21 protein-coding genes and 1 tRNA gene are annotated in these 22245 nt (G+C 72.6%); 9 read left to right on the top strand and 13 right to left on the bottom strand.

What is annotated here, in order from left to right; genetic code table 11:
• Window positions 1-108 precede the first annotated feature (108 nt).
• Window positions 109-1263: a Gfo/Idh/MocA family oxidoreductase gene (locus AB0E07_RS16185; protein ID WP_362251290.1), complete on the top strand. Its 1155-nt coding sequence runs from the start codon at window positions 109-111 to the stop codon at window positions 1261-1263.
• On the opposite strand, the gene AB0E07_RS16180 is transcribed toward AB0E07_RS16185, so the two are convergent.
• Window positions 1260-2282 (bottom strand): LacI family DNA-binding transcriptional regulator, encoded by a 1023-nt coding sequence (locus tag AB0E07_RS16180; protein ID WP_362251287.1) that lies wholly within the window; start codon window positions 2280-2282, stop codon window positions 1260-1262. The genes AB0E07_RS16185 and AB0E07_RS16180 overlap by 4 nt on opposite strands.
• A 108-nt stretch (window positions 2283-2390) precedes the next feature.
• Here AB0E07_RS16180 and AB0E07_RS16175 point away from each other — a divergent pair, with 108 nt between their 5' ends.
• Genes AB0E07_RS16175 through AB0E07_RS16165 form a run of 3 tightly spaced genes read left to right on the top strand, consistent with a single transcriptional unit; the run spans window position 2391 to window position 5360 of the window.
• On the top strand, window positions 2391-3530 hold the full coding sequence (locus tag AB0E07_RS16175) for a phytanoyl-CoA dioxygenase family protein (protein ID WP_362251284.1): 1140 nt from the start codon (window positions 2391-2393) through the stop codon (window positions 3528-3530).
• A 15-nt stretch (window positions 3531-3545) separates the two neighbouring features.
• On the top strand, window positions 3546-4322 hold the full coding sequence (locus AB0E07_RS16170; RefSeq protein WP_362251281.1) for an SDR family oxidoreductase: 777 nt from the start codon (window positions 3546-3548) through the stop codon (window positions 4320-4322).
• A 33-nt stretch (window positions 4323-4355) separates the two neighbouring features.
• The gene (locus AB0E07_RS16165; protein WP_362251277.1) at window positions 4356-5360 is read left to right on the top strand and encodes a Gfo/Idh/MocA family oxidoreductase; all 1005 of its coding nucleotides are present in this window, start codon (window positions 4356-4358) and stop codon (window positions 5358-5360) included.
• A gap of 18 nt (window positions 5361-5378) precedes the next feature.
• On the opposite strand, the gene AB0E07_RS16160 is transcribed toward AB0E07_RS16165, so the two are convergent.
• The 6 genes from AB0E07_RS16160 to AB0E07_RS16135 form a co-directional block, all read right to left on the bottom strand.
• Entirely contained in the window at window positions 5379-5792 is a 414-nt protein-coding gene (locus AB0E07_RS16160; protein WP_362251274.1) for a VOC family protein, read from the bottom strand.
• Between the two features lie 77 nt (window positions 5793-5869).
• Window positions 5870-6883 (bottom strand): Gfo/Idh/MocA family oxidoreductase, encoded by a 1014-nt coding sequence (locus AB0E07_RS16155; RefSeq protein ID WP_362251271.1) that lies wholly within the window; start codon window positions 6881-6883, stop codon window positions 5870-5872.
• Between the two features lie 10 nt (window positions 6884-6893).
• Window positions 6894-7793 (bottom strand): sugar phosphate isomerase/epimerase, encoded by a 900-nt coding sequence (locus AB0E07_RS16150; RefSeq protein ID WP_362251267.1) that lies wholly within the window; start codon window positions 7791-7793, stop codon window positions 6894-6896.
• Between the two features lie 2 nt (window positions 7794-7795).
• Window positions 7796-8695: an ATP-binding cassette domain-containing protein gene (locus tag AB0E07_RS16145; protein WP_362251264.1), complete on the bottom strand. Its 900-nt coding sequence runs from the start codon at window positions 8693-8695 to the stop codon at window positions 7796-7798.
• A 5-nt stretch (window positions 8696-8700) separates the two neighbouring features.
• A complete protein-coding gene (locus AB0E07_RS16140; protein ID WP_362251261.1) occupies window positions 8701-9780 on the bottom strand; it encodes an ABC transporter permease in 1080 nt (359 codons plus the stop codon).
• Window positions 9780-10805, bottom strand: a complete 1026-nt coding sequence (locus AB0E07_RS16135) for a sugar ABC transporter substrate-binding protein (RefSeq protein WP_362251258.1) — start codon at window positions 10803-10805, stop codon at window positions 9780-9782. The genes AB0E07_RS16140 and AB0E07_RS16135 overlap by 1 nt, the downstream gene beginning before the upstream one ends.
• 251 nt (window positions 10806-11056) lie before the next feature.
• Between AB0E07_RS16135 and AB0E07_RS16130 the strand changes: the two genes are divergently transcribed.
• Window positions 11057-11836, top strand: a complete 780-nt coding sequence (locus AB0E07_RS16130) for a GntR family transcriptional regulator (protein ID WP_362251255.1) — start codon at window positions 11057-11059, stop codon at window positions 11834-11836.
• 102 nt (window positions 11837-11938) lie between these two features.
• On the top strand, window positions 11939-12994 hold the full coding sequence (gene galE / locus AB0E07_RS16125; protein WP_362251252.1) for a UDP-glucose 4-epimerase GalE: 1056 nt from the start codon (window positions 11939-11941) through the stop codon (window positions 12992-12994).
• Here galE and AB0E07_RS16120 read toward each other — a convergent pair.
• Window positions 12955-14829 (bottom strand): glycoside hydrolase family 15 protein, encoded by a 1875-nt coding sequence (locus AB0E07_RS16120; RefSeq protein ID WP_362251249.1) that lies wholly within the window; start codon window positions 14827-14829, stop codon window positions 12955-12957. The two genes, galE and AB0E07_RS16120, sit on opposite strands and share 40 nt — an antisense overlap.
• 268 nt (window positions 14830-15097) lie before the next feature.
• Between AB0E07_RS16120 and AB0E07_RS16115 the strand changes: the two genes are divergently transcribed.
• Window positions 15098-15802 (top strand): TetR/AcrR family transcriptional regulator C-terminal domain-containing protein, encoded by a 705-nt coding sequence (locus tag AB0E07_RS16115; protein ID WP_362251247.1) that lies wholly within the window; start codon window positions 15098-15100, stop codon window positions 15800-15802.
• An 81-nt stretch (window positions 15803-15883) separates the two neighbouring features.
• Here AB0E07_RS16115 and AB0E07_RS16110 read toward each other — a convergent pair whose 3' ends face one another.
• From AB0E07_RS16110 to AB0E07_RS16090, 5 genes are all read right to left on the bottom strand, one after another.
• Entirely contained in the window at window positions 15884-16687 is an 804-nt protein-coding gene (locus AB0E07_RS16110) for a DUF427 domain-containing protein (RefSeq protein WP_362251244.1), read from the bottom strand.
• 62 nt (window positions 16688-16749) lie between these two features.
• A complete protein-coding gene (locus AB0E07_RS16105; protein ID WP_362251241.1) occupies window positions 16750-17736 on the bottom strand; it encodes an aldo/keto reductase in 987 nt (328 codons plus the stop codon).
• A 76-nt stretch (window positions 17737-17812) separates the two neighbouring features.
• On the bottom strand, window positions 17813-18520 hold the full coding sequence (locus AB0E07_RS16100; protein WP_362251238.1) for an NUDIX domain-containing protein: 708 nt from the start codon (window positions 18518-18520) through the stop codon (window positions 17813-17815).
• On the bottom strand, window positions 18517-19203 hold the full coding sequence (locus AB0E07_RS16095) for a phosphoribosyltransferase family protein (protein ID WP_362251235.1): 687 nt from the start codon (window positions 19201-19203) through the stop codon (window positions 18517-18519). Before AB0E07_RS16095 ends, AB0E07_RS16100 begins: the two co-directional genes overlap by 4 nt.
• 156 nt (window positions 19204-19359) lie before the next feature.
• A tRNA-Pro gene (locus AB0E07_RS16090) sits at window positions 19360-19433 on the bottom strand.
• A 100-nt stretch (window positions 19434-19533) separates the two neighbouring features.
• Between AB0E07_RS16090 and AB0E07_RS16085 the strand changes: the two genes are divergently transcribed.
• Window positions 19534-20055: a DUF309 domain-containing protein gene (locus AB0E07_RS16085; RefSeq protein ID WP_362251232.1), complete on the top strand. Its 522-nt coding sequence runs from the start codon at window positions 19534-19536 to the stop codon at window positions 20053-20055.
• Window positions 20056-20127: 72 nt separating this feature from the next.
• Entirely contained in the window at window positions 20128-22206 is a 2079-nt protein-coding gene (locus AB0E07_RS16080) for an MDR family MFS transporter (RefSeq protein WP_362251229.1), read from the top strand.
• Window positions 22207-22245: the final 39 nt, after the last annotated feature.

The following is a 22245-nucleotide window of genomic DNA, read 5'->3' as shown; positions in this document are numbered from 1 at the left end:
CATGGACCGTTCCACGGCCCGTGCGGCCTTGTCAAAGGCTTGACACCGGTGCGGAATGCCGCCCAGGGTGGTCGGACAGGTTGTGGACCGGTCCAAAGAAGGGCTGTCATGGTGGATGCGCTCGGGGTCGCCGTCGTCGGATTCGGCTGGATGGGACGGGTGCACACCCAGGCGTACGCCCGCGTGCGGCACCACTATCCCCAGCTCCCCCTGCGCCCGGAGCTGGTCGCCGTCGCGGAGGAGGTGCCGGGGCGGGCCGAGGAGGCGGCCGAACGGTTCGGCTTCGCCACGGCCACCCGTGACTGGCGCGAGGTGGCCGCCGATCCCCGGGTGCGGGCGGTGAGCGTCACCGCGCCCAACTTCCTGCACCGCGAGATCGGGGTGGCGATGGCCGAGGCGGGCAAGCACCTGTGGATCGAGAAGCCGGTGGGACTGACCGCGCAGGACGCGCGGGCGGTCGCGGACGCGGTCGCGCGGGCCGGGGTGCGCGGCGCGGTCGGCTTCAACTACCGCAACGCGCCCGCCGTGGAGGCGGCCCGGGAGCTGATCGCCGCCGGGGACATCGGCACCGTCACCCACGCGCGCTTCCGGCTGTTCAGCGACTACGCCGCCCATCCCGAGGCCGCGCTGACCTGGCGCTACCAGCGGGAGCGCGGCGGCAGCGGGGTGCTCGGCGACCTCGCCTCGCACGGGGTGGACCTGGCCCGGTACCTGCTCGGCGACCTCGTCTCCCTCGCCGCCGACACGGCGGTGTTCGTCCCCGAGCGGGCCCGCCCGGCCGGCGCGACGGCGGGCCACACCCGCGCGGCCGGCGGCGAGCCGGGCCCGGTCGAGAACGAGGACTACGTCAACTGTCTGCTGCGCTTCGCCTCCGGCGCCCGCGGGGTGCTGGAGGCGTGCCGAGTCTCGGTCGGCGAGCAGAACAACTACGGCTTCGAGGTGCACGGCACCCGGGGCGCGGTGTTCTGGGACTTCCGCAGGATGAACGAACTCGGCGTCAGCCGCGGCACCTCCTACCAGGACCAGCCCGTCAGCACGGTGTACGTCGGTCCGGGCGACGGCGAGTTCGGCGCCTTCCAGCCGGGCGCGGCGAACGCGATGGGCTACGACGACCTGAAGGTCGTGGAGGCGTACCGCTTCCTGCGCTCGATCGCCGAGGGCCGCTCCCACGGTGCCACGCTCGCGGACGCCGTGCGCGGCGCCGTCGCCCTGGACGCGATGAGCCGCTCGGCGCGGACCGGGAGCTGGGTGGAACTCGGCTAGCCGGTGGGCATGTTGTAGGGCGTCACGACTTGGATCGCGGAGGGCAGCGAGGGTCCGGCGGGCGGGAGCGCGCCGTGGGCGCGCATGACGTGGTGGCAGGCCTCACGCAGGTCCTGGCGGAGATCGTGGTGGAGGACGGCGGACAGCCGGTGCTCCCGCAGCAGCCGGGTGTTGTCGTGGTCCAGGTCGTGGGCGACGAACACCGCGCACTCGCGGCCGAGGTCGGCGAAGGCCCGCAGGGTGGCGTTGTTGCCGCCGCCGATGGAGTACACGGCGCGGATCTCGGGGTCCCGCAGGAGCGCGGCGCGGACCAGGTCGTACTGGGTGGCGTCCAGGCCCTGCCCCTCCGTCAGTTCGACCAGGTGGCGCCCGGGTTGGCGGGCGCGCACGGCGCTGCGGAAGCCCATCTCGCGCTCCTCCTCGTTGCGGAAGAAGCCGCTGGACAGGCTGGTGAGCACATGGCCCGGCCGGTCGCCGAGCCACTGGCCCACGAGGTACGCGGCGGTGGCGCCGGCGGCCCGGTTGTCGATGCCGACATAGGCGAGGCGGGAGGTGGAGGGAAGGTCGGTCACCAGGGTCACCACCGGGATCCCGGCCTCCGCAAGACGGCCGACGGCGGCGGTGACCTCGGGCACGTCCGGTGCCTTGAGGATGACGCCCTGGGAGCCGCGCCGGGCGATCCGGTCGAGGACGCGGGTCAGTTCCCCGGCCGGTCCGGTCTCCCGGAAGTGGAAGCGCGAACGCACCACCGCCGGGTGCAGCGCGGGCAGTTCGGCCTCCAGGGCGGCCCGCACGGCGGTGCTGAACCGTTCCGGGGCCTGCATCACGATGTCGACCATGAAGGTGCGGCCGACCAGCCGGACCTGGGTGCGCTGCCGGTCCAGGTCGGCGATGGCCCGGCGCACCTCGCGCGCGGTGCTGTCCCGCACCCCTCCCCGGGCGTTGAGCACCCGGTCCACGGTGGCCTCGCTGAGCCCTGCCTGGCGCGCGATCTCCCGGATCGGGAACGGGTGGCCCATACCCAAGGCTCCTTGAAGGGTTTTTGATGGCTTCCTGCTGGTTGTTCGACGTCTTTGTCCTGACAAGAATGACAGCACTGAGCCGCCCCTGTCACCGAGAGGACACCGATGTCCTTCACCTCCGCACACCCCCGTGCCCGGCTGTCCCAGCGGGACTGCGACCTCGGCTCCTTCCGCGCGCTGGTCGAGCGCGCCACCGACCCGGCGGACTATCCGCACGCCGTGGCCGTCGAGCGGAACGTGCTCGTCTACGAGGGCACCGCGCCCGACGACGAGCTGATCCGCGCCCTCACCGACGGGCCCGGCGTCGTGGTCTTCCGGGGTGCCTTTCCCGACCCGGCGGTCGTCGACCGGCTCACCGCGGTGTTCGACGCGCTGATCGCCGAACAGCGTGCCTCCGGCCGGGACGCGGGCGACCACTTCGCCCGGCCCGGCACCAACGACCGGGTGTGGAACGCGCTGGAGAAGGCCGCCCTGCGCGATCCCGAGGGGTTCGCCGACTACTACGCCAACGAGGTGCTGGCCCTGGTGTCCCGGGCCTGGCTCGGCCCCGGCTACCAGGTGACCTCGCAGGTCAACGTGGTCCACCCGGGCGGCGTCGCGCAGAGCCCGCACCGCGACTACCACCTGGGGTTCCTGTCCGACGAGGCCGCGGCCGCGCATCCGGCGCACGTGCACCGCCTCTCCCCCGTGCTGACCCTCCAGGGCGCCGTCGCGCACGCCGACATGCCGGTGGAGTCGGGCCCAACGACGTACCTGCCGTACTCGCAGACCTACGAGCCGGGGTATCTGGCCTGGCGGCGGCCGGAGTTCCGGGCGTACTTCGACGCCCACCACGTACAGCCGCCCCTGGCCAAGGGCGACGCGGCCTTCTTCAACCCGGCGGTGTTCCACGCCGCCGGCACCAACCGCTCCGCGGACGTGCGGCGCACCGCCAACCTGCTCCAGGTGTCGTCGGCGTTCGGGCGGGCCATGGAGACGGTGGACCGCGAGGCGGTGGTGAACGCCGTCTACCCGGCGCTGCTGCGCCGCCGCGCCGAGGGCGTGGACCCGGCTCTGCTGGACAACGTGATCGCGGCCGCCGCCGAGGGCTACCCCTTCCCCACCAACCTCGACCGCGACCCTCCCGTGGACGGACTCGCCCCGCCCGCGCAGGCGGACCTCGTCCGGCGCGCGCTGGCCGCGTCCAGGACGCCCGAGGCGCTGCGCGCCGAGCTGAGGGCCGCCGCCGAGCGGCGCGTGAGCTGAAGGGAACCGCACCTCATGGGACTTCTCGACGACAAGGTCGTCCTCGTCAACGGCGGCACCCAGGGCGTCGGTGCCGCCGTGGCCCGCGCCGCCGTACGGGAGGGCGCCGTGGTGACGGTGACCGGCCGGCGCGCCGGGCCCGGCGAGGCACTGGTCCGGGAGCTGACCGCGGCGGGCGGCAAGGCCCGCTTCGTACGGGCCGATCTCGCCGAGGCCGAGGAGGCGAGACGCTCCGTCACCGCGACGGTGGCCGCGTACGGCCGGATCGACTGCCTGGTGAACTCCGCCGGGCTGACCGCGCGCGGCACCCTGCTGGACACCACGCCCGAGCTGTTCGACCGGCACATCGCCGTCAATCTCCGGGCGCCGTTCTTCGCCATGCAGGCGGCGGTGGCGGACATGGTGGCCCGCGAGGCGCCCGGCACGGTCGTCAACGTCATCACGTCCTCGGCCCACGGCGGCCAGCCCTTCCTCGCGCCGTACGTCTCCGCCAAGGCGGGGCTGATCGGGCTGACCCGCAACGCCGCCCACGCGCACCGCTTCGACCGGGTCCGGATCAACGGCCTCAACATCGGCTGGACCGGCACCGAGGGCGAGGACGCGACCCAGCGGACGTACCACGGCGCCGGGGACGACTGGCGCGAACGGGCCGCCGCCCGGCTGCCGATGGGCAGACTCGGCCACCCGGACGAGATCGCCGACTTCGTGGCCCTGCTTCTCTCGGACCGTTCCGGAGTGGTCACCGGGTCGGTGATCGACTGGGACCAGAACGTCCTCGGTGGACTGGACTGACACCCCCCTCACTCTTCAAGGAGCCGCACCCTCATGCGCATCGGAATCCTCGGCCTCGGCCGCATCGGCGCCTTCCACGCCGAGACCCTCTCCGGACTCGACGCCGTCGACTCCCTCGTCCTCACCGACCCCTTCGCGGACGCGGCCAAGTCCGCCGCCGAGCGGTTCGGCGGCGAGGTCGTGGACTCCCCCGAGGCCCTGTTCTCCGCCGGGGTGGACGGCATTGTCGTCGCCGCGGCCACCGACGCGCACCCCGCGCTGATCCGGGCCGGCGTCGAGGCGGGGGTGCCCGTCTTCTGCGAGAAGCCCGTCGCCGGGAGCATCGCCGAGGCGGTCCGGGTCCTGCGGGCCGTCGAGGGCTCGGGCGTACCGGTCCAGATCGGCTTCAACCGCCGCTTCGACGCCGGTTTCGCCGCCGCCCGCGCCGCCGTGCGCGCCGGTGAACTGGGCGACCTGCACACCGTGCGGTCCACGACGCTGGACCCGGCGCCGCCGCCCGCGGCGTACATCGCCGCGTCCGGGGGCATCTTCCGGGACTGCTCGGTGCACGACTTCGACATCATCCGCTGGGTGACCGGCCGCGAGGTGACCGAGGTGTACGCCGTCGGAGGCAACCGGGGCGCCGACTTCATCGCGCGGGCCGGCGACGCCGACACCACCGGCGCGATCCTCACCCTCGACGACGGCACCATCGCGGTGGTCTCCAACTCCCGTCATAACGCCCGGGGTTACGACGTCCGCATGGAGATCCACGGCTTCGCCGACTCGATCGCGGTGGGGCTGGAGGACAAGCTGCCGCTGCGCTCGGTGGAGCCCGGGGCGACGTTCCCGGCGGGCGTCCCGCACGACTTCTTCATGGACCGGTTCACCGCGGCCTACCGGGCCGAACTCGCCGCGTTCACCGAGGTGGTGGGCGGTACCCGCACCTCCCCGTGCACGGTCGCGGACGCGCTGGAGGCCGGCTGGATCGCCGAGGCGTGCACGCTGTCCCTGCGCGAGCACCGGCCCGTCACGATCGAGGAGGTCCGCAGGCGCTGACCGCGGTGCGCGCGGCGGTCAGCCCTCCGCGCCGCTGATGTTGACCATCCAGAGAATGCCGAAGCGGTCGGTGCACATGCCGAAGACGTCGCCCCACATCTGCTTCTCCAGCGGCACCGAGACCTCGCCGCTCCCGGAGAGCCTGTCCCAGTAGCCGCGCAGTTCGGCGTCGTCGTCCCCGCTGAGGCTGACGGAGATGTTCCTGCCCGGCTGGTGCTCGGCGCCGGGCGGGTTGTCGGCGCCCATCAGGGTGAAGCCGCTCGGGGTCTCCAGCATGCCGTGCATGATCTTGTCGGCCATCGGCGTGTCCTGCTGTCCGAAGTCGCCGTAGGAGTTCAGGACCAGGGTGCCGCCGAAGACCTCCTGGTAGAACTCCATGGCCTGCCGGGCGTCTCCGGCGAAGCTGATGTAGGGGTTGAGTCGCGAAGCCATCGGATGCCTCCGGGAGCGGGTGCGGTCACTGCTGTGCACGCTAACCCGCCCGGTCGGCGTCGGCCCGTCGAGCGCGCTCAGCGGGAGAACGGGGGCCGTTCGGCCCGCTCCACCAGGACCCGGCCGCCCTCCCGCAGGGACCGCACACCGGCCTCGCAGACGGCGGCGGCCGCGTACCCGTCCCAGACACCGGGCCCGGTGACCTCGCCTCTGCGGGTGGCGTCGACCCACGCCTGGACCTCCCGGTCGTAGGCGTCCGCGAACCGCTCGGTCCAGTCCTGGTCGATGCTGCCGCCCCAGCGGCCCTCCGCGGCGGTGACCAGGGCGTGGCCCTCGCCGATCCGGGCGGTGCCCCGTTCGCAGACGGCCTCGGCGCGGACCTGGTAGCCGAATCCGCAGTTGACGAAGATCTCGACGTCCGCGAGGGCGCCGCCTGCCGTCTCCAGCACCACGAACTGCGGGTCGATCAGCCCCTCCGGCGCCCCGGAGGAGGAGGCCGGACGGAGCACCGTGACCGCGGTGATCTCCTGGCCGAGGAGCCAGCGGGTCACGTCCACCTCGTGCGCCACGGAGTCGGTGACGAGCATCTCGGAGGTGAAGAAGTCCGCGCTGGCGACGTTGCGGTGCTGGTGGTGCAGCATCAGCGGGCGGCCCAGCCGGCCGGTGTCCAGCAGAGCCTTCAGGCTGCGGTACTCGGCGTCGTAGCGGCGCATGAAGCCGACCTGGACCAGGCGCCGGCCGACCGCCCGCTCGGCCTCGACCAGGCGCAGCGCGGAGGCCGCGTCGGGGGTGAGGGGCTTCTCGCAGAGCACCGGCAGGCCGCGGGCGAAGGCGGCGAGCAGGGCTTCCTCGTGCGCCGGGCCCGGGGACGCGACGAGGACGGCGTCGACGTCGTCGGAGGCCATCGCGGCGGCCGGGTCGGTGTGCACGGCGCAGCCGTCGACGCGGGCGGCCACGGCCGCGGCGCGCTCGGCGTCGACGTCCACCACGGCGGTGACCCGCGCCCCGCTGACGGTCTGCTGGATCCGGCGGACGTGGTCGGCGCCCATCCGTCCGGTGCCGATGACGGCCACGCGCAGCGTCGGGGTCATGACCGTCCTCTCAGGCGCCGCAGGAGCGCAGGAACGCGCGGGTGCGCTCGGCGATCGGCAGCGGCCGGTCCGGCTCGCAGGGGTACATGTCCTGCTCGACGATGGCGAAAAGTTCCACCCCGAGCCGCTGGGCCGCTGCCAGCACCGGCTCCAGTTCCGGTACGCCGGAGGGCGGTTCGCACATCACACCGCGCTGCACGGCCGGGCCGAAGGGGACTCCGTCGCGTACGACGTCGGCGAGGATCTCCGGGTCGACCTGCTTGAGGTGCAGGTAGCCGATGCGCTCGCCGTACGTCTCGATCAGCTTGACGCTGTCGCCGCCGCAGTAGGCGTAGTGCCCGGTGTCGAGGCAGAGGTTGACGAGGTCGGAGTCGGTGGAGTCGAGGAACCGCTCCACGTGTGCCTCGGTGTCGATGTGGGTGTCGGCGTGCGGGTGGACGACGATGTCGAGGCCGTAGGTCTCCTTGACCTCGTGGCCGAGCCGTTCCATGCCCTTGGTGAGGTGGGCCCACTGTTCGCCGGTCAGCTCCGGCGGCTCCAGGATCTCGGCGGTCTTGTCGTCGCGCCAGAAGGAGGGGATGACGACGAGGTGCCCGGCACCGGTCGCCCGGGTCAGTTCGGCGACCTGGCTGACGTGCTCCCAGGTGGACTCCCACACCGAGGGGCCGCGGTGCAGTCCGGTGAAGACGGTGCCGGCGGACACCTTGAGGTCGCGCGCGGCGACCTCCGCGCGCAGGCGGGCGGGGTCGGTGGGCAGGTAGCCGTAGGGGCCCAGTTCGATCCACTCGTAGCCGGCCGCGGCGACCTCGTCGAGGAAGCGGGCCCAGGGCACCTGCCGGTCGTCGTCGGGGAACCAGACACCCCAGGAGTCCGGGGCGGAGCCGACCCGGATGCGGTCCAGTGCCGCCATGTTCACGCCTTTCCTTCGTCGGTGCCGGGGTCCTGCGCGGTGAGGTCCCCGGCTTCGGGGAGCTCCTCCACGTCGACGCCCCGCACCTGTGACAGTTCGTGCTTGAGGGCGGCCAGTTCGGTGCCGCCCGCCATGTGGTGGGTGAGTTCTTCGAGGCTGACCCGGTCGCGGGGCGCGGACAACTCCAGGGTGCCCAGGCGCAGCACGCTGAAGTGGTCGCCGACCATGTACGCGTGGTGGGGGTTGTGGGTGATGAAGATGACGCCGAGGCCCCGGTCGCGGGCGGCGGCGATGTACTTGAGCACCACCCCGGACTGCTTCACGCCGAGGGCCGCGGTGGGCTCGTCGAGGATGAGGACGCGGGCTCCGAAGTGGACGGCGCGGGCGATGGCGACGCACTGGCGCTGGCCGCCGGAGAGGGTGCCGATGGGCTGTTCCAGGTCGTCCAGGACGATGCCCATGTTGCGCAGTTCCCGGTCCGCGGTGCTCTTCATCCGTTCGATGTCGAGGCGGCGGACCGGCCAGGGGCCCCGGGTCAGCTCGGAGCCGAGGAAGAAGTTGCGCCACACCGGCATCAGGGGGACCGTCGCCAGGTCCTGGTAGACGGTGGCGATGCCGCGGTCGAGGGCCTCGCGCGGGGTGCCGAAGCGTACCGGCTCGCCGTCGACGAGGAACTCGCCCTCGGTGTGCTGGTGCAGCCCGGAGACGATCTTGATGAGGGTGGACTTGCCGGCGCCGTTGTCACCGAGGACGCAGGTCACCGAGGAGGGGTGGACGGCGAGGTCGACTCCGTGCAGGGCGCGGATGTTGCCGTAGGACTTGCCGGCGCCGCGCAGTTCGACGATCGGCCGGTCATCGGCCGGGGCCCGGTCCTTGGCCGGGGCTGCGTGCGGGGTGGTCATCGCGGTCACCTCCGGGTCGCCGTGCGGCGGACCCACAGATTGATGAGCGTGGCGCCGAGGAGCATCACGCCGAGGAAGGTCTTGAACCAGTCGGGGTTCCAGCCCGCGTACACGATGCCCTGCTGGACCATGCCGAACATGAAGGCGCCGAAGACCGGGCCGATCGCCGAGCCGTAGCCGCCGGTGAGGAGGCAGCCGCCGATGACGGCGGCGGCGATGTAGATCAGCTCCTGGCCGACGCCCTCGCCGGACTGCACGGTGTTGAAGGAGAACAGCTGGTGCATGCCGACGAACCAGGCGCCGAAGCCGACGAGCATGAACAGCGAGATCTTGGTGAAGGTGACGGGCACGCCGACCGCGCGGGCGGACTCCTGGTTGCCGCCGACGGCGAAGACCCAGTTGCCGTACTTGGTGCGCAGCAGCACCCAGGTGGCGAGGGCGGCGAAGACCAGCCACCAGAGGATGGTGATCTTGACCTGGACGCCGCCGATCCCGAAGGAGGAGGCGAACAGGGCCTCGGCCTGGCCGAAGCCGTCCATGTCGCTGATGTCGTCGGTGGCGACGTTCCCGGTCACCCACTTGGTGACGGCCAGGTTGGCGCCCTGGAGGATCAGGAAGGTGCCGAGGGTGACCAGGAAGCTGGGCAGGCCGGTCCGGACCAGCATCCAGCCGTTGAGGAACCCGACCGCCAGCGAGACGATCAGGGCCACGACCACGCCGCCCCAGACGTTCATGGTCAGCTGGTAGCTGATCATGCTGGCGGTGAGGGCCGAGGCGACCACGGCGACGCCCGCCGACAGGTCGAACTCGCCGCCGATCATCAGCAGGGCCACGGGCAGCGCCATGATCCCGATCGTCGACGACTGGTACAGGATGTTGGCCATCGAGCCGCCGTCGCGCACGGGCGGGGCGGTGATCAGGAAGAAGACCAGCACCGCGACCGCTCCGAGGAGGACGCCCACCTCGGGCCGGGCGAGGAGCCTGAGCACGAGCGGGCGCCCGGCGGTCCGCCCGTCGGTGGGCCGCGGGCCGGGGTCCGGCGGCGGCGTGGCCACCGCCGGACCGGCCTGTCCGGTCGTGCTCATCACCGGGTGCCCTTCGCGGCGAAGCCCTCGACGGCCTCGACGTTGGACTTGTCGACGAAGGCCGGGCCGGTCAGCACGGGCTGCTCGCCGCCGCCCAGGTAGTTGCCGTTGTTCTTGTAGAGCCACAGCGAGTCGATCGCCAGATAGCCCTGGAGGTAGGGCTGCTGGTCGACGGCGAACTCGATCGAGCCCTCGCTGATGGCCCCGGTGAGTTCCTTGTTGAGGTCGAAGGTGGCGACCTCGGCCTCGCTGCCCGACTCCGAGACGGACTGCGCGGCGGTCAGCGCGAAGGGGGCGCCGAGGGTGACGACGTAGTCGATCGCCTTGTCCTCGGCGAGCTTGGCGGTGATCGTCGATTTCACCGAGGGCATGTCGGTGCCGTTGACGTTCAGTGTCTCGACCGAGCCGGAGAAGGTCTTCTCCACGCCGTCGCAGCGCTGGGTGAGCCCGATGTTGCCCTGTTCCTGGATGACGCAGACGGCCCTCTTGGCGCCCGCCTCGTTCAGCCGCTTGCCGAGCGCCTCGCCGGCGACCGTCTCGTCCTGGCCGAAGAACTCCATCAGACCGAGCTTCTGCCACTCGCTGACACCGGAGTTGAGGCCGACGACGGGTATGCCCGCCGCCTTCGCCTGGGCTATGACGTCCTTGAGGGCGTCGGGCTTGGCGAGGGTGACGGCGATGCCGTCGACCTTCTGGTCGATGGCGTTCTGCACCAGGTTGGCCTGGACACCGGCGCTGGGGTCGGCCGAGTAGACGAGCTTGACGTTGTCCTTGGCGGCGGCGGCCTCGGCGCCCTTGCGGACGATGTCCCAGAAGGTGTCGCCCTGCGACTGGTGGGTGACCAGGGCGACCGTCATCCGCGGGGTGTCCGCCTTGCCCGCGGAGGCGCCGTCCGCGCCCTCCTCGGCCTTCTTGCCGCCGGAGCCGCTGGAGCAGCCGGCGAGGGTCAGGGCCGCCGCGGCGGCCACGGCCGCCAGGGTCGTCATCCTGCGGGAGCGGGAGCGGGCGTGCGAAGAGCGGTCCATCTTTCCTGCACCTCACTGTGCGACGGGGGAACGCCGGGAAAGAAACGCGGCTGCGTTGGTCCCGGATCCAATCCCTTGAGGCGCCCGCTGTCAATACTTTGTTAAGACATCATTTCACTCAAAGGTCAGAATGTAAGTACAAACTATTGACAGGGCGGTCCCGGGGGACCTACACCTGGGAGGCGGCGAAGACGATCTCTACCCGCTGCGCCCGGGGGTATCCCCGACGCGCCGGAAAGGCAGGTACGTCCATGGCCAGGACCCGAGGCCGCGTCCCCCTCCCCTCGGCGCTCGACGCCCTGCACCTCACCCTGGACCGCAACAGCCCGGTGCCCCTCTACCATCAGCTCGCCCGGCAACTGGAGGCGGCGATCGGCGGCGGCGAGCTGACCCCCGGCCACCTCCTGGGCAACGAGATCGACCTGTCGACCCGGCTCGGCCTGTCCCGGCCGACCGTCCGTCAGGCCATCCAGTCCCTGGTCGACAAGGGGCTGCTGATCAGACGGCGCGGGGTCGGCACCCAGGTGGTGCACAGCCAGGTCCGGCGCCCCCTGGAACTGAGCAGCCTCTACGACGACCTGGAGGCGGCCGGGCAGGGACCCACCACCCGGGTCGTGCGCAACGAGACCGTCCAGGCCGACGCCCGGGTGGCCGCGGCCCTCGGCCTGGCCGAGGGCACCGAGGTGGTCCTCCTGGAGCGGCTGCGCCACACCCACGACCGGCCGGTGGCCCTGCTGTGCAACCACCTTCCGGCCGGACTCCTGGATTCCGACACGGCCCGCCTGGAGGAGACCGGCCTGTACCGGATGATGCGCTCGGCCGGGATCACCCTGCACAGCGCCCACCAGCGGGTCGGGGCCCGCTCGGCCACCGCCGGGGAGGCCGCCCGGCTCGACGAGCCACCGGGCGCGGCCCTGCTCACCATGGAGCGCACCGCCTACGACGACACCGGCCGCGCGGTGGAGTACGGCACCCACGTCTACCGGGCCTCGCGCTACTCCTTCGACTTCCAGCTGCTCGTCAGGGGCTGAGCGCTTGACTGTGGCTGCCGGGGGGAGCAGAGTCGTACATATACGTCGTAAACATACGGTGTTCCCCGTTCTTCATCAGCATGAGGGAGCGGAGCCGGGCCCATGAGCGCACCGTCCACTGTCCTCGTGACCGGCGGGGGCGGATTCATCGGCAGTCACACCTGCGTCGAGCTGCTGGACCACGGCTACGAGGTGATCGTGGTCGACAACTACAGCAACAGCTCCTCGCAGGTCTTCGCGCGCGTCGAACGCGTCGCGGGCCGGTTCGTCGGCGCCGTCTACGACCTGGACATCCGCGACCGGCACGCCCTGTCGGCCGTCTTCGACCGGCACACGGTGGACGCCGTGCTGCACTTCGCGGGCCTGAAGTCGGCGTCGGAATCGCTGCGCAGACCGGTCGAGTACTACGACGTCAACGTCGGCGGCACCATGGCCCTGCTGGGCGCCATGCACGCGCACGGGGTGCACCAGCTGGTGTACTCCTCGTCCTGCTCGGTCTACGGCGCCGCGGGCCCCGGCCCGATCCGCGAGGACGCGCCCGCCCGGCCCGGCCACCCCTACGCGGAGACCAAGTGGACCTGTGAGCAGATCCTCGCCGACGTGTGCCGCCGCCACCCCGAGTACTCCGTGCTGTGCATGCGCTACTTCAACCCGGTCGGCGCCCACCCGAGCGGACTGCTCGGCGAGGACCCCCGGGGCACGCCCGACAACCTGATGCCGTACCTGGCCCAGGTGGCCGTCGGCCGGCATCCGCGGCTGAACGTGCGCGGCGGCGACTACCCCACCCGGGACGGCACGGCGGTCCGGGACTACCTGCACGTCATGGACTGCGTCGAGGCGTACCGCATGGCGCTGGACCACCTCGCCGACCGGAGGGGCCTGCAGGTGTTCAACCTCGCCCGCGGCAAGGGGAGTTCGGTACTGGACGTGGTCGACACCTTCTCCCGGACGTGCGGCCTCCAGGTGCCCTACGAGGTGGCGCAGCGGCGGCCCGGCGACGTCGCGGAACTGATCGCCGACGTGAGCGCGGCGGACCGCGCCTGGGGCTGGCGGCCCACCCGCGACCTCGCCGACATGTGCCGGGACAGCTGGCGCTTCCAGCAGCTGAACCCGCTCGGCTACGCCGGGTCCGCGCGGCGCCGGAAGCCGTCGGACTGAGCCGTCGGACTGCGCCGTCGGACTGAGCCGTCGGGCCAAGCCGTCGGACTGGCGGTCCCGGCCAGGGCGAACGCGCTCTCGGCGAGGGCGATGTGGCTGGACGCCTGCGGGGCGTTGCCCAGTTGACGGCCGAGGGCGGGGTCCCACTGCTCGGCGAGCAGCCCCACGTCGTTGCGGACGTCGAGGACCCGTTCGAAGGTCTCCCGGGCCTCGGCGGTGCGGCCGGTGGCGGCGAGGGCGTCGGCGTACCACAGCGAGCAGGACACGAACGCGCCCTCGCGGCCCGGCATGCCGTCCACCTCGTGCACGCCGCGGCCGGCCCGCGCGTACCGCCGCAGGAATCCGCCCTCGTCGAGGCCGCTCATGGCGCACACGGTGGCGCGCACCCGCGGGTCGGCGGCGGGCAGGAAGCGCACCTTGGGCAGCAGCAGGGCGGAGGCGTCCAGGGCCGGCGAGCCGTACGCCTGCACGAAGGAGCGCCGGGCGGGGTCCCAGCCGCGACGGCAGATCTGGTCGTGGACCTGGTCGCGCATGGTCCGCCAGCGGTCCGAGGAGCCGTTGCGGCCGAGGAGTTCGCCCATGCGCAGCGCGCGGTCGGCGGCCACCCAGGTCATGACCTTGGAGTGCACGAACTGGCGGCGCGGTCCGCGCACCTGCCACAGGCCGCGGTCCGGTTCACGCCAGTGCCGCAGCAGGAAGCCCATCAGGGCCTCGACCAGGTTCCACAGGTGCGCGGGCATGGGGATGCCCGCCAGCAGCGACTGCCAGAGCGTGTCCAGGACCTCGCCGTAGACGTCCAGTTGGAACTGTCCGACGGCCGAGTTGCCGAACCGCACCGGGCGGGACCCCTCGTAGCCGGGCAGCCAGGGCGCCTCGGTCTCCGGCAGCAGGCGCTGCCCGCCGACGCCGTAGACGGTCTGGAGGTCGGCCGGGTCGCCCGCGATGGCCCGCACCAGCCAGGCCAGCCAGGCCGTGGCCTCCTCCTGGTAGCCGCAGCGCAGGAGGCAGGAGAGCGTGAGGGTGGAGTCGCGCAGCCAGCAGTAGCGGTGGTCCCAGTTGCGTTCGCCGCCGACACAGCCGGGCAGCGAGGTGGTGGGCGCGGCGACGATCCCGCCGGTGGGGGCGTAGGTGAGCGCCTTGAGGGTGATCAGGGAGCGGACCACGGCATCCCGCCAGGGCCCGTCGTAGCGGCAGCGGCCGGTCCAGCGGCGCCAGTAGTCGACGGTCTCCTTCAGCACCGTCTCCGCGGGCACGGCGAGGGGCTCGGGCGGGCCCGGCCGGTGCGAGGGGGCCCAGACCAGGGTCAGCGCCAGCCGGCGTCCGGCCGTGACGGTGAACTCCGCGACGGTGGACGACTCCCCGCCAAGCGTCCGGACGGGTCCGTCGGCGCTCACCCACACCGCGTCGGGACCGGCGACCGCGACGACGCAGTCCCCGTCGGGCCGCGCCCAGGGCACCACCCGGCCCTGGTGGAAGCGCAGCCGCAGCTCGCTGCGGAGGGTCACCGCACCGGAGAGCCCCTCGACGACCCTTACCAGACAGGGCAGTTGGGCGCGCGGCGGCATGAAGTCGGTGACCCGTACGGCGCCGGTCGCGGTCTCCCAGTACGAGTCCAGGACGAGGGTGTCGTGGCGGTAGGCCCTGCGGGTGCAGGGGCCCCGGCCGGGGGGCGCGAGGCGCCAGAAGCCGTGGTCCGGGGTGCCCAGCAGGGCGGCGAGACAGGCGGGCGAGTCGAAGCGGGGCAGACACAGCCAGTCGACGGAGCCGTCCCGGCCGACCATGGCCGCGGTCTCCAGGTCACTGAGGAGTGCGTAGTCCTCGATGGGCGCGCTCATGATCGTCGGCCACCCGCGCTCGGTCGTTGCCGCGCGGCACGGGTCCCGCGCCACCGGGGGCGGCAGCTCCGCCGACGGCGCGGACGCGGACCCGTCCGGCTCCGCGGTACCCGTGGTCCCTCACCGCGCGCATCGTATGTATACGATGTATACGTACATCCTCCACTCAGCAACCGGCCCGGTCAACCCGGCAGCGTACGGATCACCCCGTACGCTTCGATCGGGCCCGGGCGCCGCCGGTCCTGACGGACGGAACCGAGGTGTGCGCATGGCGAACCCGAAGAAGCCCACGCCCGCCAGACGCGCGAGCGACCGCGGCCGCTACGGCCGGCTGAGCCGGGAGCGGGTGCTGGCCAGCGCCCTGGAACTGGTGGACCGGGAGGGCCTGTCGGCGCTGAGCATGCGGCGCCTCGGCGGCGAACTCGGCGTGGAGGCGATGGCGCTGTACCGGTACGCGGCCGGCAAGGAGGCCCTGCTGGACGGTCTGGTCGAGGCCCTCTACCTCGAACTGGCCGAGCGGCTCGCCGCCCTGCCGGACGACGCCGCCGACTGGCGGGCCGGTCTGCACCGCGTGGCCCGCGCCTCGTACGAGGTCTGCCTGGCGCATCCGCACGCGGTGCCCCTGCTCGCCACCCGCATGCTGGCCGTGCCGCTGGCCCGCCGCCCGCTGGCCGTGCTGAAGGACCACGAGCGGGTGCTGGGGCTGCTGCGGGAGGCCGGGCTGGACGAGGCGCGCTCCACGGCGGCGCTCCGCGCCTACACCGCCTGGCTGCTGGGCTATGTGTCGGTGGAGCTGCGGGCGATGGTGGACAACCCCGAGGAGACGGATCCCGCGTTCCGGCTGGGCCTGCACCGGATGCCGTCGCAGGAACTGCCCCGGCTGCGGGAGGCGGCCCCGGCGCTCGCCGAACGGGGCGGCCCCGAGGGCCTCGCGGCGGGCCTGGACGCCCTCCTCGACCGCTTCACCGCCTGAGCGGGGCGCGGCCCGCTCCTTGAGGGAGGCGAGGCTCACTCCTTGGACGGGGGGCGGCCCGCTCCTTGAGCTGGGCGCGGCTCACTTCCGGAGTGAGGCGCTGAACAGGGTGTCCGGGCGCGGCAGGCGTTCGCCGTCCACCACGAGATCGACCGCCTCGTTGTAGAAGGCGAGCCGTCCCTCGATGGCGCCGACCGCGGGCAGCGGCTCCGGGTAGCTCCAGACGACGTTGCGCGGCACGTCCGCCGCGCCGCCGAAGCTCCAGTACCGGGCGTTGCCCTTGTAGGGGCAGAGCGAGGTGTGCCGGGTGGCCTCGAACAGGTCCAGGCGGACGTCCTCGGGCGGCAGGTAGTACCGGGTGGGCAGTCCGGTCTCGAACAGCAGTACCGGCCGACGGGTGTCGGCCACCAGGACGCCGCCGATCTCCACCTGGACGTGACGGCTGCTGCGCAGCGCGTCCACCCGGTGGTGCGGGTCGCGGGGGTGCCCGAAGATCTCCTCGTCCTCGTCGTACCAGTGGTCCAGGCCGTCGTGGCGGCGCAGGAACCACTCGAAGGCGATGTGCCCGGCGAGGTCGTCCGCGGGGAAGGTCCAGGCCGCGTTGGCCATCCGCTCGCCGTCGACCTCCAGGTCGTAGAAGACGCGCGAGCCGGTGTGGGTGCCCGTCGGTGGATGCTCCGCCGGGCGCAGGAGGTCGGTGCGGACCTCGGCGCGGGGGAAGGCGTAGCACGGGACGGGGATCCCCTCGGGTTCCCAGACCAGCACGGGGTGCCGGCTGTCCACCACGGTGGTCCCCCCCTTGACGCCGCGCACCCGGCGCTCGCAGGGCTCCCACAGCAGACCCTCGGGGGTGGTACGGACGGACCGGCCGCCGGGAATGGGCATGAGGCACGCTCCTTCGGCTTCCCTTCGGAGCCTACTGCGGCCGGCCGTCCGCCACCCGGTCCTCAGTGGGCGGCGTCCAGCCGGGCGCGCTGCTCGGCCGTCAGCTCCAGGTCCACCGCGGCCAGGTTCTCCTCCAGCTGCGCGACCGAGGACGCCCCGGCCAGGGGTATCACCGGCAGCGGCGCGCCGATCTGCCAGGCCAGCACGACCTGGTTGACGGTCGCGTCCGCCTCCCGCGCCACCTCGCGCAGCACCTTCAGGCGGGCGGGGCTGCCCGGGTGGTCGTAGTCGGGCGCCAGCGGCTTGTCCGGGCGGGTGTAGGCGCCGGCCAGCAGCGGGGAGTACGCGACGAGGGTGAGGTCGGACTCGGCGCGCAGGTACGACATCAGTTCCGCTCCGGCGTGGCCGAGGCTGCCGTCGGGGAACAGGTCGCTGGGCACGTCGAAGCGCGGCCGCAGATGGCTGTGCTGGTACTGGAGCACCTGGTAGCCGGGCAGGGAGCGGGCGGCGGCGAGGGCGCGGGCCCGCTCCACCCGCCACACGGCGTGGTTGCTGGCCCCGAGCAGGCCCACGGTGCCCTCCGCCACCAGCTCGGCGAACCCCTCGACGGTCTCCTCCAGGGGGACCCGGTGGTCCTCGACGTGCGCGTACAGCAGGTCGATCTTCTCGACGCCGAGGAGTTCGCGGCTGCGTTCGGCGGACTCGCGGATCACCTTCGCCGACAGGCCCTCGGGGTTGTCGACGAAGCCGGTGCCGGGGGCCAGGGGGCGGGCGCCGAGCTTGGTGGCGATGACGATCTCCTCGCCGATGCCCCGGCTGCGCCGCCACCGGCCGAGCAGTGCCTCGCTCTGGCCGCCCTGGCCGCCGTCCTCCCAGTAGGCGTAGTTGTCGGACGTGTCGATGAAGTTGCCGCCGGCCTCGGCATAGCGGTCGAGGACGGCGAAGGACGTCTCCTCGTCGGTGCGCGAGCCGAACAGCATGGCGCCGAGTGCGAGGACGCTGACCTCGCGGCGGTTGCGGGGATCGGTGCCGATGGTGCGGTACTTCATGCGGATGCCTCCCGTTCGTGGTGTGCGACAGGGAGTCTTCAGCTTGAAGCGCACTTCAAGTCAAGCGCCGGTTGCGCTACTTGGCGAACGGGCCGTCCAGGGCGGCCCATTGGAGCAGCATGATGGTCTTGGCGTCGGCGATCTCCCCGGTGCGGATCATCTCCAGGGCCTGACGGAAGGGCAGTTCGAGGATCTCGATGTCCTCGCCCTCCTCGTCCAGGCCGCCGCCCTCGTGGGTGCGGGTGGACGGGCCGTACTCGGCGGCGTAGAAGCTCACGCGTTCGGTGACCGAGCCGGGGCTCATGTAGACGTCGAAGACGTGCTCCACCGCGCCGATGGTGTGCCCGGTCTCCTCGACCACCTCGCGCCGCACGGCGACCTCGGGGTGTTCGTCCTCGTCGTCGAGGAGTCCGCCCGGGGTCTCCACCAGCATGCCGTCGGGGTGGCCGTTGACGTAGACGGGGAAGCGGAACTGCCGTGTCAGCAGGACGGTTTCGCGGGCCGCGTCGTACAGCAGCATGGTCGCGCCGTTGCCGCGGTCGTGGGTCTCGCGCTCCTGGGTGTGCCAGGTGCCGTCGGCGTGCCGGAGGTCGAAGGTGGTGGACCGCTCGACGTACCAGTGGCTGGAGAGCAGCTTCACGTCCCGGACCCGCACCCGGGGGTTGCCGGTGAGGTCCAGGCCGGTCCGGTCGAGTCCGGTGCGGCCGCGGTGGTCGGGCGTGCCGGCGCCGGGCAGGGCGGAACCGGCCGGGGCGGACGTGGAGTCAGGTGCTGAATGGTTCATGGTCCGCTTCTACCACCGGCGCCCGGAGTCGATCCCTCGGCTCCCGTTCTCAGCGCCCCCAGCACATCGGCGTCGGTGAGCTGCGCGAAGTCCTCGTACCAGAGGCCCACGGCCATGAAGTCGGCCGGCCGGTGCGGGCAGATCACCTCGTCGGCCTCCCGGCCCACCAGGGCCAGGCCCTCGGGCGAGCCGACCGGCACGGCCAGCAGGACGCGTTCCGGGGCCCGGCCGCGGATCCAGCGCAGGGCGGCGCGGGCGGTGACCCCCGTGGCGAGGCCGTCGTCGACCACGATCACGGTGCGTCCCCGCAGGTCGAGGGCGGGGCGGCCGTGCCGGTAGAGCTCCTCGCGCCGGCGCAGCTCGGCGCGTTCCCGGGCCACGTCGGCGGCCAGGGACTGCTCGGTGAGACCGAGCCGTGCGAGGGTCCACTCGTCGAAGACCGGAGGGTCGTCCCCGCACAGCGCGCCGATGCCGAACTCCTCGTGGAAGGGCGCGCCGATCTTCCGGGCGACCAGGACGTCGAGGGGGGCGTCCAGCGCCCGGGCCACCTCCAGGGCCACGGTCGCCCCGCCGCGGGGCAGGGCCAGCACCACCGGGTCCCGGAACTCCGCCGAGGCCCGCCGGTCCAGCAGCTCCCGGGCCAGCTCCCGGCCCGCGTGCACCCGATCACGGAACAGGGTCATGACCGTCACCCCCATACGGCGGCGCGGGCTCCGCACCCCCGTGCCGCCCGGTCCGCGTACCCGGAACGCGGCAGGCCATAACCACGCATACCGGATACAACGGGGTAAACGAAAAGGGCCTCCGTGAGCTCTCGCCCGCGAAGACCCTTCGCACCGTCGGGACGACAGGATTTGAACCTGCGACCCCTTGACCCCCAGTCAAGTGCGCTACCAAGCTGCGCCACGTCCCGGTGCGCTCACACACGGTGAGGTGCGTGATCGCGCGGACAGCACTTTACCGCACACCGGGGGGCGCCTCGAAAGCGGCACCGGGCGCGGCACAATCGGCGTATGGACGGACAATCGCCGAACCGGACGGCCGGGGCACGGGACCGCGACGACGAGGGGCGGGCGCGCAACGCCCGGCCCCGGGACGGGCTCGGGCGCCCGCTGCCCTACGGCGCGGACGGGGTCGCCCGGCAGCCCGAGGGGGTCGTACGCACCCCGGAGCGGACGGTCGCCGAGGCGCAGGAGCTGCTGGACGCGGGCCGGCCGTTCCACGCCCACGAGGTCTTCGAGGACGCCTGGAAGTCGGGGCCCGAGCGGGAGCGCGGGCTGTGGCGGGGACTGGCCCAGCTCGCCGTGGGCCTCACCCACGCGGCGCGCGGGAACGTCACGGGCGGGGCCCGGCTGCTGCGGCGCGGCGCCGGGGCGGTCGAGGAGTGGGCGGCGGCAGCGGGCGGGGCACGGCCGTACGGGGTGGACCCGGCCGCGGTGGCGGAGTGGGGGCGGGCGCTGGCGGAGCGCGTGGAGAACGGCGCGGAGCCGGTGGACGCGGCACAGTGCGCGCCGCGGCTGCGGACGGAGCCGTAGGGAGGGCCCTGCGGGACACCCGTGTGGTCCCTCCCACGTGCGAGGACGATCCGCCCGGGTGAACGTGTCCTCGTGACAGTCGCCGAGGAAGCCGCACGGCCGCCGGCCGCCGATCCCCCCGTGCTGGACGCACGCCGCCGCAACGTCGTCTTCGTGACGATCATGCTCGGCATGCTGCTGGCCGCCCTGGACCAGACGATCGTGGGCACCGCGCTGCCGACCATCGTGTCGGACCTCGGCGGCGCCGAGCACATGTCGTGGGTGGTGACCTCGTACCTGCTCGCGGAGACCGTCGCGACGGTGCTCGTCGGCAAGTTCGGCGACATGTTCGGCCGCAAACTGGTCTTCCAGGTCTCCGCGATCGTGTTCATCACGGGCTCGTTCCTGTGCGGCCTCGCCGGGAACATGACGCTGCTGATCCTGTGGCGGGCGATGCAGGGCATCGGCGCCGGTGGCCTCATGGTCACGTCGATGGCGCTGATCGCCGATGTGATCCCGCTGCGCGAACGCGGCAAGTACCAGGGCGCGATCGGCGCCGTGTTCGGCGTCGCCACGGTCATCGGCCCGCTGCTGGGCGGGCTGTTCACCGACCATCTGACGTGGCGCTGGGCGTTCTACGTCAACGTGCCCATCGCGATCGTGGTGGTCATCGCCGCCGCCCGTACGATCCCCGTGGTCAAGTCGGCGTCCCGGCCGGTGATCGACTACCTGGGCATCGCCTGCGTCGCGGTCGGCGCGAGTGCGCTGATCCTCGCGACGAGCTGGGGCGGCAACGAGTACGCGTGGGGCTCCGGGGTCATCATCGGCCTGTTCGTCGGCGGTGTGATCGCCCTCGGTCTGTTCTGCTGGGTGGAGACCCGGGCGCCCGAACCGATGCTGCCGATGCGGCTGTTCGGCAATCCGGTGTTCACGGTCTGCTCGGTGCTGAGCTTCATCGTCGGTTTCGCCATGCTCGGCGCGATGACCTATCTGCCGAGCTATCTCCAGTACGTGGACGGCGACTCGGCGACGGTCTCCGGTGTGCGGACGCTGCCGATGGTGATCGGCCTGCTCATCGCGTCGGTGTTCAGCGGCAACGTGGTCAGCAAGACGGGCAAGTACCGGCTGTTCCCGATCGTCGGCTCGCTGGTGATGGGGCTCGGCCTGTATCTGATGTCCCTGATGGGGCCGTCGACCGGGACCTGGCTGGAGTCGCTGTACATGTTCGTGCTCGGCACCGGGATCGGCCTGTGCATGCAGGTCCTGACGATCGCCGTGCAGAACACCGTCGACTACGCCGACCTGGGCACCGCGACCTCGGGCGTCACCTTCTTCCGGACCCTGGGCAGTTCCTTCGGCACGGCCGTCTTCGGCACCATCTACACCAACAGCCTCGGCCCCAACCTGCGGCAGGGCGTCGCCGAGGCGTCCGCGGTGCCCGGCGCCGACCCGGCCGTCGTCGCGCGGGCGGCGACCAGCCCGGAGGGCGTGCACGACCTGCCCGACGCGGTGGCCGCGCCGATCGTCGACGCCTACGCGGACACCTTGCAGACGGTGTTCCTGTGGACGGTGCCGGTCGCGGCGATCGGGTTCGTCGTCGCCCTCTTCCTCAAACAGGTCGAGCTGCGCGACAGCGCCCGGATGGGGTCGACGGACATGGGCGAGGGGTTCGGGCAGCCGCGCGGCGCCGACTCCCAGCCGGTCCTCGAAGCCTCCGTCATGAAGATCATCGGCAGTACCGACCTGGACACCGCGCGCCGCCTGGTCCAGGACTCCGACACCCGGCTCGACGTGGCCGGGGCCTGGGCGGTGATGCAGGTGGAGCTGCTCGACCGGGTGGTCGGCCACGCGAGTCTGGGACTGATCGCCGCCCGCCGCCACGTGCCGCCGGAGGTGCTGCTCCCGGTCTTCGACCGGATGGTCGACGAGGGCTACCTGACCCGCGCCGGCTCCCTGCTCTCGCACACCCCGGCGGGCGCCCGGGAGGCGGAGGTCATCACCGCGGCCTGGGGCTCCTGGCTGATGGGCCGGGTCGAGCAGGACATCGGCCGCCCGTCCGGCGCGGCGCTGCGCGCGGCCGTCGACACCATCGCCAAGCGCCTGCTGACGGAGGACCTCTCCAGCGGCCTGCCGAGCGGCAGACCGGCGCCCGAGGCGGCCGACGCCCGCTGAATCCCGATGGCACCGGGGCGCCCGCCGCTGTCACGATCG

It is taken from the genome of Streptomyces sp. NPDC048002 (genome assembly GCF_040653275.1).
Taxonomy (GTDB): domain Bacteria; phylum Actinomycetota; class Actinomycetes; order Streptomycetales; family Streptomycetaceae; genus Streptomyces.
This window is presented reverse-complemented; position numbering and strand designations above follow the sequence as displayed.